Origin of the sequence: Chromobacterium sp. Panama (assembly GCF_003052555.1) — a bacterium.
In the GTDB taxonomy this organism is placed as follows: Bacteria; Pseudomonadota; Gammaproteobacteria; order Burkholderiales; family Chromobacteriaceae; genus Chromobacterium.
In genome coordinates, this window is sequence record NZ_QARX01000001.1 from 4,903,383 (window position 1) to 4,916,050 (window position 12,668).

Annotated in this window: 13 protein-coding genes and 1 riboswitch; of the genes, 7 read left to right on the plus strand and 6 right to left on the minus strand. The window is 63.6% G+C overall.

What is annotated here, in order from left to right; genetic code table 11:
• Nucleotides 1-106: 106 nt before the first annotated feature.
• Nucleotides 107-1,018, plus strand: a complete 912-nt coding sequence (locus DB032_RS22075) for a 5'-methylthioadenosine/S-adenosylhomocysteine nucleosidase (protein ID WP_107801349.1) — start codon at nt 107-109, stop codon at nt 1,016-1,018.
• Here the strand turns inward: DB032_RS22075 and DB032_RS22080 are convergent.
• Together DB032_RS22080 and thiC are read right to left on the minus strand one after the other, a co-directional pair.
• Nucleotides 1,015-1,248 (minus strand): DUF2789 domain-containing protein, encoded by a 234-nt coding sequence (locus DB032_RS22080; RefSeq protein ID WP_107801350.1) that lies wholly within the window; start codon nt 1,246-1,248, stop codon nt 1,015-1,017. The two genes, DB032_RS22075 and DB032_RS22080, sit on opposite strands and share 4 nt — an antisense overlap.
• Before the next feature lie 115 nt (nt 1,249-1,363).
• Nucleotides 1,364-3,244 (minus strand): phosphomethylpyrimidine synthase ThiC, encoded by a 1,881-nt coding sequence (gene thiC, locus DB032_RS22085; protein ID WP_233246806.1) that lies wholly within the window; start codon nt 3,242-3,244, stop codon nt 1,364-1,366.
• 118 nt (nt 3,245-3,362) lie between these two features.
• Nucleotides 3,363-3,513: riboswitch (TPP riboswitch) on the minus strand.
• Between the two features lie 93 nt (nt 3,514-3,606).
• Between thiC and DB032_RS22090 the strand changes: the two genes are divergently transcribed.
• From DB032_RS22090 to DB032_RS22105, 4 genes are all read left to right on the plus strand, one after another.
• Nucleotides 3,607-4,266: a protein-L-isoaspartate O-methyltransferase gene (locus DB032_RS22090; protein ID WP_107801352.1), complete on the plus strand. Its 660-nt coding sequence runs from the start codon at nt 3,607-3,609 to the stop codon at nt 4,264-4,266.
• Nucleotides 4,266-4,589 carry a rhodanese-like domain-containing protein gene (locus tag DB032_RS22095; RefSeq protein ID WP_107801353.1) on the plus strand — a complete coding sequence of 108 codons (324 nt, stop codon included), beginning with the start codon at nt 4,266-4,268 and terminating at the stop codon, nt 4,587-4,589. Before DB032_RS22090 ends, DB032_RS22095 begins: the two co-directional genes overlap by 1 nt.
• Before the next feature lie 116 nt (nt 4,590-4,705).
• Nucleotides 4,706-5,428 carry a uracil-DNA glycosylase gene (locus DB032_RS22100; RefSeq protein WP_107801354.1) on the plus strand — a complete coding sequence of 241 codons (723 nt, stop codon included), beginning with the start codon at nt 4,706-4,708 and terminating at the stop codon, nt 5,426-5,428.
• Nucleotides 5,429-5,570: 142 nt separating this feature from the next.
• Entirely contained in the window at nt 5,571-6,890 is a 1,320-nt protein-coding gene (locus DB032_RS22105) for a hemolysin family protein (RefSeq protein ID WP_107801355.1), read from the plus strand.
• Between the two features lie 144 nt (nt 6,891-7,034).
• Here the strand turns inward: DB032_RS22105 and DB032_RS22110 are convergent, their stop codons facing one another.
• The 4 genes from DB032_RS22110 to DB032_RS22125 form a co-directional block, all read right to left on the minus strand.
• Nucleotides 7,035-7,541, minus strand: a complete 507-nt coding sequence (locus tag DB032_RS22110) for a GNAT family N-acetyltransferase (protein ID WP_107802081.1) — start codon at nt 7,539-7,541, stop codon at nt 7,035-7,037.
• The gene (locus tag DB032_RS22115) at nt 7,538-8,530 is read right to left on the minus strand and encodes a S66 peptidase family protein (RefSeq protein ID WP_158274395.1); all 993 of its coding nucleotides are present in this window, start codon (nt 8,528-8,530) and stop codon (nt 7,538-7,540) included. Before DB032_RS22115 ends, DB032_RS22110 begins: the two co-directional genes overlap by 4 nt.
• Nucleotides 8,531-8,568: 38 nt before the next feature.
• Entirely contained in the window at nt 8,569-9,009 is a 441-nt protein-coding gene (locus tag DB032_RS22120; protein WP_107801357.1) for a GNAT family N-acetyltransferase, read from the minus strand.
• Nucleotides 9,010-9,075: 66 nt separating this feature from the next.
• Nucleotides 9,076-9,831 (minus strand): glycosyltransferase family 2 protein, encoded by a 756-nt coding sequence (locus DB032_RS22125; RefSeq protein WP_107801358.1) that lies wholly within the window; start codon nt 9,829-9,831, stop codon nt 9,076-9,078.
• 508 nt (nt 9,832-10,339) lie between these two features.
• On the opposite strand from DB032_RS22125, the gene waaC reads away from it, so the two are divergent.
• Complete coding sequence (waaC, locus tag DB032_RS22130; protein ID WP_319792912.1) at nt 10,340-11,302, plus strand: lipopolysaccharide heptosyltransferase I; 963 nt, start codon at nt 10,340-10,342, stop codon at nt 11,300-11,302.
• A complete protein-coding gene (waaA, locus tag DB032_RS22135; RefSeq protein ID WP_107801359.1) occupies nt 11,299-12,573 on the plus strand; it encodes a lipid IV(A) 3-deoxy-D-manno-octulosonic acid transferase in 1,275 nt (424 codons plus the stop codon). Before waaC ends, waaA begins: the two co-directional genes overlap by 4 nt.
• Nucleotides 12,574-12,668 lie beyond the last annotated feature (95 nt).

The following is a 12,668-nucleotide window of genomic DNA, read 5'->3' on the forward strand; positions in this document are numbered from 1 at the left end:
GGCCGATCAACCCGTTTGGCATTCCGATTCTTGCTGACTTGATGCGCGGTTTCGACGCGAAAACCGTTTATCATGGCGCGATTCCATTTCCATCCGGATTTTCGTCATGAAAGCATTCAATGTTCAGTTAGTTGGCGCGATGCTGGCGCTGAGCGCCGCCGTCCACGCCGCCCCCGTTCTGGACGCGGCGCCGCGCACCGCCGTGGTTTCGGCTTTCGGTCCGGAGGAAACCCTGCTGCTGAACCAGGCCGTCGATAAACGCGAATACCGCGTCAACGGCGTGCGTTTCACCACCGCGCAACTGGAAGGCCGGCCGGTGCTGCTGTTCATGAGCGGGGTCAGCATGAGCAATGCGGCGATGAACGCCCAGCTGGCGCTGGACCGCTTCAATGTGAGCCGCATCGTGTTCAGCGGCATCGCCGGCGGCGTGGACGACCGCTTGCGCATCGGCGACGTGGCGGTGCCGCGGCGCTGGGGCAATTACGCCGAAGCCATCTACGCGCGAGAAACCGCGCCCGGCCGCTACGCGCCGCCGCCGTACGCGGACCCGGCCGCGCGCGCCCACTACGGCATGATCCACCCGCGAGACGTCAAGCTGGCCACCGCCGACGGCGGCAGCGAAACCCGCTTCTGGTTCGAGGTGGACCCGGAACTGCTGCGGCTGGCCAAGAACTTGCCGGCGGACACCCTGCGCGGCTGCGACGCCGCTCAGCGCTGCCTGTCCGCGCCGCCGCGCATCGTCGCCGGCGGCAACGGCCTGTCCGGCCCCATCTTCATGGACAACGCCGGCTACCGCGATTACCTGGCCAAGACTTATCAGGCCCAGGTGGTGGATATGGAAACCGCGGCGGTGGCCCAGGTGGCGCACGCCAACCGCGTGCCCTTCATCGCCTTCCGCAGCCTGTCCGATCTGGCCGGCGGCAGCGAACACGCCAATGAAATGGACACCTTCATGCAAATCGCCGCCGACAATGCCGCCAATACGGTGCGGGGGCTGCTGCGCGCGTTGAAACCCTAGCCAAGCTGCAACAACACCGCCAGCTCATCCACCTCCTCGCTCCAGTCCGCGTCCTCGGCCAAGGCCTGACGCAGAAAATCCGCCTGCGCCGGCGTCCAGAACGGCGCATCGGCCAGCACCGCGTTCCGCGGCAAGGGATGGCTGGCGATGAAGGCGCGGATGGCGGCGGGCTCGTCCGCCAGGCCCAACTGGCGGAACAGCCCGGACAGGGAATGTTCGCTGGTGTCCATGACGCTTCTCCTATGAGGGGATGTCTGATGATAGACCCGAATCGCCGCCGCCGCCGCCGGCCCTTGCGCCATGAAAAAAGGCGGCCGCGGCCGCCGTTTTCTCCTGACTCCGGGCTCACACCTTGTCGTAAAGCTTGGAGCCGCCCTTCAGAAACTCCACCGACTTGACCTCCATCCCCCGCGCCAGCGCGTCCTGATCGCTGATGCCCTGCTTGGCCGCGTATTCGCGCACGTCCTGGGTGATCTTCATGCTGCAGAAATGCGGACCGCACATGCTGCAGAAATGCGCGACCTTGGCGCTGTCCTTGGGCAGGGTCTCGTCGTGGAAGGCGCGCGCCTTGTCCGGATCCAGGCCCAGGTTGAACTGGTCTTCCCAGCGGAACTCGAAACGCGCCTTGGACAGCGCGTTGTCGCGGATCTGCGCGCCGGGGTGCCCCTTGGCCAGGTCGGCCGCGTGCGCGGCCAGCTTGTAGGTGATGATGCCTTCCTTGACGTCGTTCTTGTCCGGCAGGCCCAGGTGTTCCTTCTGGGTGACGTAGCACAGCATCGCGGTGCCGTACCAGCCTATCTGCGCCGCGCCTATCGCCGAGGTGATGTGGTCGTAGCCGGGCGCGATGTCGGTGGTCAGCGGCCCCAGGGTGTAGAACGGCGCCTCGTGGCACCACTCCAGCTCCTTGTCCATATTCTCCTTGATCAGCTGCATGGGCACGTGGCCGGGGCCCTCTATCATCACCTGCACATCGTGTTTCCAGGCGATGGCGGTCAGCTCGCCCAGCGTCTTCAATTCCGACAGCTGCGCCTCGTCGTTGGCGTCCCAGACGCTGCCCGGCCGCAGGCCGTCGCCCAGGCTGAAGGCCACGTCGTAGGCCTTCATGATTTCGCAGATGTCCTCGAAATAGGTGTAGAGGAAGTTTTCGCGGTGATGGGCCAGACACCATTTGGCCATGATGGAGCCGCCGCGCGACACGATGCCGGTCATGCGGCCGGCGGTCATCGGCACATAGCGCAGCAATACGCCGGCGTGGATGGTGAAGTAATCGACGCCCTGCTCGGCCTGTTCGATCAGCGTATCGCGGAAGATTTCCCAGTTCAGGTCCTCGGCCTTGCCGCCCACTTTTTCCAGCGCCTGGTAAATGGGCACGGTGCCGATGGGCACCGGCGAATTGCGGATGATCCATTCGCGGGTTTCATGGATGTTCTTGCCGGTGGACAAGTCCATGATGGTGTCCGCGCCCCAGCGTATGCCCCAAGTCATCTTGTCGACTTCTTCGCTGATCGAAGACGTTACCGCGCTATTGCCGATATTGCCGTTGATTTTGACCAGGAAATTGCGGCCAATAATCATGGGCTCGGATTCGGGGTGATTGATGTTGGCCGGCAGGATGGCGCGGCCGGCGGCGATCTCGGCGCGCACGAATTCCGGCGTGATCTCCTCCGGCAGCGCCGCGCCGTAAGCCTGGCCGGGATGCTGGCGCGTCATCAGTTCCGCCAGCCGGCTGTTCTTGCCGCCGGCTTCGCGCAGCGCGTCCAGGTATTCGCGGCGGCGCAGGTTCTCGCGGATGGCGACGAACTCCATTTCCGGCGTGACGACGCCGCGGCGCGCGTAATGCATCTGGCTGACATTGCGGCCCGGCAGCGCCCGCCGCGGCTGGCGCGTCAGGTTGAAACGCAGCTCGGCCAGCTTGGGGTCGGCCTCGCGGGCGCGGCCGTATTCGCTGGACAGGCCGGCCAGCTGCTCACAGTCGCCGCGCTCGGCGATCCAGCCGGCGCGCAGCGGCGGCAGGCCGCTCTGGATGTCGATGCGGGCGTCCGGGTCGGTATACGGGCCGCTGGTGTCGTAAACGGTGATGGGCGGGTTGGCTTCGCCGCCAAACTGGGTGGGCGTGTCGCTTTGGCTGATCTCGCGCATGGGCACGCGGATGTCCGGCCGGCTGCCGGCGACGTGGATCTTGCGGGAATTGGGCAAGGGCTGGATGGCGGCGGTGTCCACCACCATGGCTTGATTGGGTGTTGCGGGCGCGTTCATCGGGCGATTCTCCTGGTCGATGAATGGCGCAAGGAGCGGACCGCCGCTTGGGCGGGCTGCGGGCCGGTCCGACAAGACAATGCCGGGCCGAAGGCAGCTGACGCTTCCCTACGCCGGTATTATCCGGGTCAGGTTCCAAGGGTGTTTCTCACCCGCGCAACAATCTTTAACGATTATCCTATCCTTTCAAGGATATGGATCATCTTGCCGACCGTCGCGCAGGACCCCTAGCGATGCTGTGAAGGTACGGCAAATGTGGGATAATCGCAAGTTATCGTCATGACACGCCGCCGCTTTTTTCACTCGGCGGCAAGCCCCTCCGGAGTGAGCTGATGGATTTTGAGAATGCCCGTTTCAACATGGTCGAGCAGCAGATTCGTCCGTGGGACGTACTTGACACGAACGTGCTGGACCTGCTGTTTCACGTGAAACGCGAGCAGTTCGTCGCCGCCGACAAACGCAGCCTGGCCTTTGTCGACACCGAACTGCCGCTGCCCAACGGCAGCTTCATGCTGCAGCCCAAAATGGAAGCGCGCCTGGTTCAGGACGCCGCCATCCAAGCCAAGGACAAGATCCTGGAAATCGGCACCGGCAGCGGCTACCTGACCGCGCTGCTGGCCAAGCAGGGCCAGCATGTCTACAGCGTGGAAATCGACCCCGCCCAGCGCGAAGCCGCGGCCGCCAACCTGAAACAGGCCGGCATCGCCAACGTGACCCTGGTGGAAGGCGACGGCGTGCTGGGCCTGCCGCAACAAGCGCCCTTCGACGTGATCGTGGTCGGCGGCTCGCTGCCGGTGGTGCCGCAGGAACTGAAAGACCAGTTGGCCGTGGGCGGCCGTCTGATCATGGTGGCGGGCGATCTGCCGGTGATGACCTGCAAACTGATCAAGCGCGAAACCGAAGCCAGCTTCAGCGAAACCGGCCTGTTCGAAACCTGTATCGCCCGCCTGGCCAAGGCGGAAGCGGTAGAGCCGGAACGCTTCGCGTTTTGATGGTTCAGGAAATCCGCGCCCGCGATCTGGCGGCGGCGCTGGCCGACACCACCGCGGAACCGCCGGTGCTGCTGGACGTGCGCGAAACGTGGGAAGTGCAGCTGTGCATGATTCCCGGCTCGCGGCACATCCCGATGAATCTGATTCCGCTGCGCATGAGCGAGCTGCCGGACGCGCCCATCGTGGTGATCTGCCACCACGGCGTGCGCAGCGCGCACGTGGCGCGTTTCCTGCTGGACGCCGGCTTCGAACAGGTGCTGAGCCTGGCCGGCGGCGTGGAAGCCTGGGCCGCGGAAGTGGACCCGCAAATGGCGCGCTACTGACTTAGCCGCCGCGCGCCGTCGCCGCCAGCCGTTCCCGTGGGAACGGCTTTTTCATGGAACGAAACCGGTCTGCCGGATTCCAATCCCCCACACGATAGCAAGAGCCGTAATTTTCCATGCAAGCATTGTCTTACCTGTCTCCCGCCCTGGCCCGCGTTCATCCCGACTGGGAGAAAGTGCTGTCAACGCCGGCCATTCAACAGCAATTGGCCGGCATAGACCGGGAACTGCAAACTCAGCAAGCGCAGGGCAAAATCCTCTTTCCCCCCGCGCCGCTGACTTTCAACGCGCTGACCTTCACCGCGCCGGCCGATGTGCGCGTGGTGATCCTGGGGCAAGACCCCTACCACGGCGACGGCGAGGCGATGGGCTTGTCGTTTTCCGTGCCGCCCGGCGTGCGGGTGCCGCCCAGCCTGCGCAATCTGTACAAGGAGCTGGCCGCGGATCTGGGCTGCGGCGTGCCCAATAGCGGCGACCTGACCCACTGGGCGCAACAAGGCGTGCTGCTGCTCAACAGCGTGTTCACCGTGGAGCGGGACAAGGCCGGCAGCCACGCCAAGCTGGGCTGGCAAATGGTCAGCGACGCGCTGATCGACGCCGTCAACGCGCAAAGCGCCGGCTGCGTGTTTCTGCTGTGGGGCAATTGGGCCAAGACCAAGGCCGAACGCATCGACGCCAGCCGCCACCTGGTGCTGGACGCCGCCCATCCCTCGCCGCTGTCCGCCAGCCGCGGCTTCCACGGCTGCCGCCATTTTTCACAGGTCAACGCCTGGCTGCTGTCGCGCGGCCGCGGCGCCGTCCAGTGGGGCGCGCCGGCGCCGCAGAACAGCCTGTTCTGAGCAGGATGGCGGGCAGGCCTCCCCTGCCCGCCCTTCTTGTCTCGCTCTTGCTCGCCAGACTTTGAACTGGCTCTTAGACTCTTTTCCAGCGCGCCGTCATGGCCTAAGCTAGGGCTCCCTCTCCTCAGCCCCAGTCCTCGCCGTGGAAATTCTCGTTCTGCTGTTCCTGATTCTGCTCAATGGCCTGTTCGCCATGGCGGAAATCGCCATCGTCTCTTCCCGCAAGGTCCGCCTGCTGCAACGCGCGGACGACGGCCAACGCGGCGCGCAAGCCGCGCTGAAACTGGCCAACGACCCCAGCCGCTTCCTGTCCACGGTGCAGATAGGCATCACCTCGATCAGCATCCTGTCCGGCGTTTACGGCGAGGCCGCGCTGTCAGAACAACTGCGCCGGGCGATGCAGGACTATCCCTTGCTGGAGCCCTACAGCAAGCCGCTGTCGGTGGCGCTGATGGTGTTCATCATCACCTTGCTGTCGCTGATCTTCGGCGAGCTGGTGCCCAAGCGGCTGGCGTTGCTCAACCCTGAGGCGGTGGCCACCGCGCTGGCGCGGCCTATGCTGCTGCTGTCGCGGCTCAGCGCGCCGCTGGTCCAGGCCCTGAGCCGCTGCACCGACGGCCTGTTGCGGCTCTTGGGCGCCAAGAAGAGCAGCGATCCGTCCATCACCGAGGAGGAAATCCGGGTGCTGATGGAACAAGGCGCGGACGAGGGGGTGTTCGACCGCGCCGAACAGGAGCTGGTGACCAATATCTTCCGGCTGGACAACCGCAAGGTGGCCGCGGCGATGACGCCGCGCAAGGACATCGTGGCGCTGGATCTGGACGACGCGCCCGAACTGAACCACCGCCTGCTGCAAAACCACCATTTCAATCATTTCCCGGTCTGCCGCGGCAGCATCGAGCAGATCGTCGGCGTGCTGCACGCCAAACGCGTGCTGGACCGCATGCTGGCCGGCCAACAAGCCGACGTCGCCGCCGAACTGTCCCAGCCGCTCTACGTGCCCGCCAAGATCACCTTGATGCAGCTGCTGGAGCAGTTCAAGCAGACCCGCCATCACATGGCGCTGGTGGTGGACGAGTACGGCGAGCTGGAAGGCCTGGTGACGATGAACGACGTGCTGGAAGCCATCGTCGGCGACATGCCCGCCATCAGCGCCGAAAACGACGACATCGCCCAGCGCGAGGACGGCAGCTGGCTGATAGACGGCATGCTGTCGCTGGACCGCTTCAAGGAGTTTTTCGACATAGACGAGGCGCTGCCGGGCGAAGCCGGCGGCAATATCCACACCCTGGGCGGCATGGTGATGTTCCAGCTGGGCCGGGTGCCCAGCGTCACCGACCGTTTCGACTGGAACGGCTTCGGCTTCGAAGTGGTGGACATGGACAAGACCCGGGTAGACAAGATTCTGCTCACCCGACTGCCGACGCCACCGGCGGCGCTGCCGGCCGACGATGGCATTTAGAACCTGTTTACGATCTCGCGAGCCAGAGCGAGACAAGACGAAAAGCGCTGAGACAGCGGAATGCACAGGGGGTAGGCGAGCATTCTTAAGCGGTTTTCAACGCCTCCTGCTTAAAGTCCCGCCGCAGCGCCGCAGACCAAGCGTTCAGCCCAGCAAGCGCCCGCACACCGTGCTGCGACGGCTGCCGCCGGCGCGGCGTTCCCAATCGTCGAAGCTGGCCAGTTCAACGAAACCCGCCTTGCGCATCATGCCGCCGGACGCGGCGTTTTCCTCGTGGCGGTCCGCCGTCACCCAGCGCGCGCCGCGCGCGGCCAGATCCTCGCAAGCCTGTCGCAACAACAAGCTGCCCAGGCCCTGCCCGGCCTGATCGCGCCGCACCACCGCCTCCATGATGTAGCCGGCGGCGTCCGCCGCCACCTCGGCCGGCCGGTGTTGGGGAAAAGCATCGTGCAGCCGATACAGGATGGCGGCCCCCAGCAGGCCGTCTCGCTCGAACAAGGCCGCCCAGGCTTCGCCGGCAGCCACCTGGCGCAAACTCCGCTCCACCCCGTCCGCCGGCAGCCAGTTCCACGGATTGGGTCCGTGCTCCGTGATCAGCGTCCGCAACGCGTCCACATCCCCCGCCCCGGCCAAACGATATTGCCAACTCATGCGCATCCTTTCGCAAAACGCAGCGTAGCCTGGCCCGCGTCTACTTCCAGTTCGGCCCAGGCGCCGTTCATCAATGTCCATTGCGGCGGCACATGGCCGATATCGGCGTCCACCGCCACCGGATACGGCAGTCCGTCCAAAGCCGTTTCCACGGCCTGGCTGTAGCTCAAGGCGTTCGCGTCCGCGGCGTCCGGTCCGCTGCTGCGGCCCAACACCAGCCCGCTCAAGCCGTCCAGCGCGCCGGACAGGCGCAGGCCCAGCAGCGCGCGCAGCAACTCGCAAGGCCTCAGCTCGCAGTTTTCCAGGTAAAGCAGCGCGGGTTCCCGTTTGAACGCGCGCAAATCGAAATAAGGGCTGCCCTGCAGCCGGCTCAGCGTATCCAGGCAGCCGCCTATCAGCCGGCCGGCCATGCGGGCCCTTTGCGCGCCCAACACGCGCAGCGTGGACGAATAAGACTCTCCCGGAGCGTCCCAGCGCCAAAACGCCTTGTAATGGCCTTGCTGAGGCGGCAAACCGTGGCGCAAGACGTGCAGCAGCGCCGAATTCTCTTCCATCCGCTGCGGATTGCCCAGATCGAAGAGGTTCGGCCCGTGCAAGGTCGCCCACCCCGCCAACAGGGTCAGCGGCGTCAGCACGGTGGAAATATCGGAAAACCCGGCCAGCCATTTGGGCGGCAAACGCGCCAAGGCGGCGAAATCGATGCCGGCCAGCAATTCCATCGCCCTTTCGCCGCCCCAGGGCGGCAGGATGGCGCGAATCTCCGGATCGAAAAGAAAATGGTTGAGCTCCGCCAGACGTTGGGCGGCCGGCGCGCTGGCGTCCTGGGATTCGCCGCGCAGGCAAGCCCCCTCCACCACTTGCCAGCCCTGATCGCGCAGACATTGCAGCGCGCGATCCAGTTGTCCGTGCAAGACCGGAGGCACGCCGGAGGAAAAAGCGGTGACGGCGATGCGGTCGCCTGGCTTCAAGGGCGCGGGAAAAGCCGTCATCGGCGATTGCTCCTGTGGATAAACATCAAGGCAGTCGATCATTGCCCGTCAGTCAGATCCAAGACGAAGCCGTGGCTGGTTTTTTGTTGTACATAACCAAGATGACGATAGAAAGCGTGAGCAGCGTCCCGATGCACGCCGGAACGAAGTCGCATTCGTGGATAGCCCAACCGTCGTGCCCAGTCTTCGCAAGCACGTAACAACTGCTTGCCCAGACCTCGTCCTTGGTGGGATGGCGATACGACCAGCCCACCAATTTCCATTGCCGGGGAGGCTTCCAACAGGTGAACACCATGCCCATGGATCCAACCAACCACGGCGCCTTCCCATAACGCCACCCAAACCTGGTTGTCCGGCAGTGTCGTCAACCTGGCGAAACGCTCGCTGATGTCCGCTTCCGTCGCTTCATAGCCCAGATCCAGGCATAGCCGCGCCGCGGCGGCGGCGTCCGCCGCCCGCATTGTCCTGATCTCCACCATCTGTCTTCGCCTAGTTGCTCAAGGAAATGACATTGTCAGCATAAGGAGGGATAGCCGGCAAGCCGGTTATTTGTTCTTCAGCCGTCGCAGTTCGATCAATTTGGCGTATTTGATATAGCTGTTGAAGCAACCGATGCTGATGTGGACCAAACCGGGGACGCCGTCGAGAAAACCGCGGCGAAAAAAATAGAACTTCACGAAGCGCAGCAGCGGGCTGAGGATAAGTTTGCCGATACCCACACGTTTTCCCCTTTGCAACAGTTGTTCCGCCTGCAAGCTGGTATAGCGGTTCTGCTTGCTCAGATACAGCGCGATGTCTTCGCCGGATTCGTGCATCAGCTCGTGACGCAGCTTATGCACAGGGCCGTCGGCGATCACATACTCGTGAACCAGATCGTCGGACCAACGCGCGTGAGCGCGATGGAACAAGCGCAAAGACCAGTCCGGATAGCCTTCTCCGTGTTTCAGAAAACGACCCATGAAACGGTTGCAACGCGGGAACTGGAAGGCCATGGCCTGTGGATTGTCTAGCAGTTCTTTGATTTCATTGACTAAATTTTCCGACAACCACTCGTCGGCATCCAGGCACAGCACCCAGTCGTGGCTGGCCGCCCTTACCGCCAATTGTTTCTGAGGACCGAATCCCAGCCAGTCTTGGTGGATAACTTTTGCCTTATAGGCGGAAGCTATCGCCAATGTCCTGTCGGTGCTGCCTGAATCCACAAGCACGATTTCATCGGCGAAGCCCACGCTGTCCAGGCATTTTTCCAGCGAGGTTTCCGCATTCTTGGTGATTAGCACCACGCTAATTCGCGCACGCATCTTGTTATATGTTTTCCCATATGTAATTTGAAGAAACTGGTAGAAGGCGTCCCGTTTCTGTGGATAACCCTATTTTTTCCATTGTTTTCATCATGTTGGACAAGCTGAAATCTTGTTGTTCACTCTGCGTTTTGCAGACGGAAGACTTGTGGATAAATCTGAGAGAACGGTGAAGTCCCTGCTTGTCCACAGCTCCGATCCCCTTTGTTCCCACCTGCTTGTGCATGGCGTGAATTTGCCTGCCTAGCTGCTACAGCCACCAATAACTCTTTAACGCAATTTTATATTGATGAAACTGATATAGTCGGCCATTGCTGTGGATAAGCGACAAAAACTTCAAAGGGTTCAGTTACTTGTCCTGTTGATGGGCTTTGGATAGTTTAGGTGCGCTGCGGCATTGCAAATTGTGGATAAATTCGCGCTCAGTTGTCCACAGCGCTTTATCCACAATTGAACTGCAGGGATTTTACTTGGTTAACCACAGCCATGCTCGGGTACAATGCGCGCCATGATGAATGTGCTGATTGTGCGCACCTCGTCGATGGGCGACCTTATCCACACCTGGCCCGCCATTTCCGAGTTGAAAGCGCATTACCCGAATTTCCGCATCAGTTGGCTGGCCGAAGAGGCTTTCGCCGACATTGCCCGTTTGCATCCGGCGGTGGACAGGGTGATCGCCTTGAATGGGCGGCGCTGGCGCAAACGCTGGTGGCTGCCCTCCACCTGGCGCGAGATCCGGGCTTTGCGTAAAGAACTGCGCGACACGCCCTGGGAATTGGTGGTGGACAGCCAGGGCCTGTTGAAAAGCGCCTTGCCGGCCCGCTGGGCCAAGGCGCCGCTGACCGGTTACGACTGGGGCAGCGCGCGCGAGTCTCTGGCCAGCTGTTTTTACGATAAGCGCCACAAGGTGGACTGGAGCTTGTCGGCGATAGAACGCAACCGGCTCTTGTTCGCGCGGGTGTTCGGTTATCAGCCGCAGGGCGAGCCCCGTTTCGGGGTGCCGGCCGGCGAACGGCCCGCCTGGGTGCTGTCCGGCCGCTACGCGGTATTGCTGCACGCCACCAGCAAGGCGTCCAAGGAGTGGCCGGAAGGCCATTGGGTGGAACTGGGCAAACGCCTGTCCATGCAGCATGATCTGGTGATGGTGCTGCCCTGGGGCAATGAACGCGAACGCGAGCGCGCCGAAAGGCTGGCCGCGCGGATGCCGGCCGCGGTGGTGGCACCCAAGATGGGCCTGATCGAGGCTGCCGGCCTGCTGGGCCACGCCAACGCGGTGGTGGGCGTGGACACTGGGCTGACTCATCTGGCCAATGCCTTGAACGTGCCCTTGGCGGCGATTTACACCGATACCGATCCGGCCGCCACCGGCGTGGTGGAAACGCCGTGGGCCACCAATTTGGGCGGCATAGGGCTGTGCCCGTCGGTGGATGAGGCGCTGCAAGCCTTGTTCGCGCGCAAGGACTGGACATGAACTGGCAACGCAGACTGTATTCCTGGGCCTGGCTGCTGGCCACGCCGCTGGTGCGGCACTATCTGAAGAAGCGGGCGCGCAAGGCGCCGGCTTATCTGGAGCACTGGGACGAGCGTTTCGGCAGTCAATTGCAGCCGCGCGCAGAGGGCGCGATCTGGATCCACGCGGTGTCGGTGGGTGAAACCCGCGCCGCTCAGCCCTTGGTGGCGGCGCTGCGCGAAGCCTGGCCGGACGCGCCGCTGCTGATGACGCAGATGACGCCCACCGGGCGGGCCACCGCCTTGCAGCTGTATCCCGACGCAGAAGTGCGTTATCTGCCTTACGATTATCCGCAAGCCGCGCAAGCTTTTCTCGCCGCCTACCGGCCGCGCCTGGGCGTGTTGATGGAAACCGAGCTGTGGCCCAATCTGATTCACGCCGCGGCCGAGCAGCAGGTGCCCTTGTTCCTGGCCAATGCGCGCTTGTCTGAAAAATCGCTGAACGGCTATCTGAAAATCAGCGGTCTGATTTCGCCCGCGGTGGCGGCTTTGAGGGCCGTTGCCGCGCAAACGCCGGAAGATGGCGAACGTTTGCGTCAATTGGGCGCTAAATCCATCGAAATCTGCGGCAACACCAAGTACGATATTCAGCCGCCGCCGGCGCAGCTGGCGCTGGCGGAAGCATTCAAGTCCAGGATAGGCCGACGCCGGGTCCTGGTCTGCGCCAGCACCCGCGACGGCGAAGAGGCTTTGATTCTGGATGCCTGGCGGGCCGCGGCCCAAGCGTTGGGCGACGCGCTGCTGGTGTTGGTGCCGCGTCATCCGGAACGGTTCGGCGAAGCGGCCGCGCTGGCCGAGAGCCGCGGCATGAAAGTGCAGCGCCGCAGCGACGGCGCGCCGGTGGACGCCGCCACCCAGGTTTGGCTGGGCGACAGCATGGGCGAGGCCTTCGCCTATTTCGCCTGCGGCGACCTGGCCTTCGTCGGCGGCAGCCTGCTGCCCTTGGGCTGTCATAATCTGATCGAACCGGCCAGCGTGGGCGTGCCGGTGCTGTTCGGTCCGTCCATCTTCAATTTCAAGCAGGCGGCGGCGCTGGCGCTGGCCGCCGGCGCGGCGCGCCAGGTGGCCAATGCGGCGGACTTGATCGGCACCGTCGTGGAACTGCTGGGCGATGAGCGCCGCCGTCAGGCGATGCGCGAGTCGGCGCTGGCCTTCAGCGGCGCCCATCGCGGCGCCAGCCAGCGCATGAGCGCCCTGTTTCGCCGCAAGCTGAGGGCCGAACGGGACGAATGACGGACCCGCGGCCGCGTTTGCGAAAAAATTAATCATTCGCCGGCTGATCTGCGCCGCGCCTTCTTCTACTCTTCAAACAAGAGCCGCGTCGCCGA